This window comes from Algoriphagus alkaliphilus (genome assembly GCF_900103735.1).
GTDB classification, from domain to species: domain Bacteria; phylum Bacteroidota; class Bacteroidia; order Cytophagales; family Cyclobacteriaceae; genus Algoriphagus; species Algoriphagus alkaliphilus.
In genome coordinates this window covers 1-1,404 of record NZ_FMXE01000078.1, presented here as the reverse complement: position 1 = coordinate 1,404, position 1,404 = coordinate 1, and the positions used below count along the sequence as shown (strand labels likewise).

Here is a 1,404-nt window from a genome sequence, read left to right as displayed (position 1 = left end):
GGGGACATTTGAGCGAGGAGGCGGGAAGGAGGCATGTTTAGTTTCAAATCAGTTTACAACCAAGTCAATTGGGATGACAGACTACTATGAAACAAAATCGCAACCAATTACCAAACTGATGGTATGGCAGGCGTACAAGAAAGTAAAATCCAACAAAGGTAGTGCGGGCATAGATCAGATGACCTGGGAGGACTTGGATAAAGACCTTTCCAAGCACCTGTATAAACTATGGAATCGCCTGACCTCTGGAAGCTATTTTTCTTCGCCAGTCAAGCAAGTGGAGATTCCCAAGAAAGATGGAGGAGTTCGCAAACTAGGCGTACCTACTCTTCTTGACCGGATAGCCCAGCAAGTAGTGCGTCAGCACTTGGAGAGACAACTGGAACCTAGATTTCATGAAAGTTCTTTCGGCTATCGACCCGGACGCAATGCCCACCAAGCGGTTAAACAATCACAGCTGAATTGTTTTGGAAATGATTTTGTCGTTGACCTGGATATCAAAGGGTTTTTCGACAATATTGACCATGACCTGATGATGAAAGCCTTGAAGCATTACTGCAAGGATGAATGGGTTGCAATTTATGTTTCCAGATGGCTAAAGGCAGGGATTATGGCAGAAGGGGAATACTTGAAAACAAGTGCAGGGACACCTCAGGGAGGAGTGGTAAGTCCATTGCTTGCCAACCTTTATCTGCATGTGGCTTTCGACGAATGGATGAGAAAGTTTCATCCTGAAAAGCCCTTTGAACGGTATGCCGATGACGTGGTGGTGCACTGCAAGACAGAGAAGCAAGCCAAGTTTATGCTTAAGCTAATCAGCCAACGCATGAAGGACTGCCATCTGGAGCTGCATCCTGTAAAGACCAAGATTGTAAATCTCCGTGGCCGGTCAGAGACCAAATATCCCCGGAAATACGACTTTCTTGGATTCACGATCAAACCTACAATGCAGACTATCAAGGGCAAGGGAATGCTATTGCCGGGAACATTTGTAAGCAGCAAATCCAAAGCATCGATACTGGGAAAGTTTAGAGAACTGGCAATCCACAAATGGCGAAGGCCTTTGCAGGACATTGCCAAACGTCTCAATCCAATAATCAGAGGATTGTTGAACTACTACCACAAGTTGCGAGGAGAATCTATGCGTGAAGTATGGAATCAACTCAACCATCGCCTGCTCAAATGGGTAAAATGGGAAAAGGGATTGTATAAGATGGCAGCAGTCAAATGGCTGAAACGCCAGTACAAGGAATGCCCGGGCTTATTTGAGCATTGGAAATTGATACAACCTTAAGTACTTTTAGTACGAAGCGATTTATAAACATGAAGAGCCGTGTGAGGTGAGAGTCTCACGCACGGTTCTGTGGGAAGGTGAGGGTGAAATTCCCTTGCCTGACCCGATTG

The 1,404-nt window shown here is 45.6% G+C and carries 1 protein-coding gene; it reads left to right on the top strand.

The genetic code is table 11. The features are described from left to right. Nucleotides 1-1,294, top strand: a 1,294-nt coding sequence (gene ltrA / locus BLQ81_RS21850; protein ID WP_217636709.1) for a group II intron reverse transcriptase/maturase, incomplete at its 5' end; no start/stop codon positions are given. Between the last annotated feature and the right edge of the window lie 110 nt (nucleotides 1,295-1,404).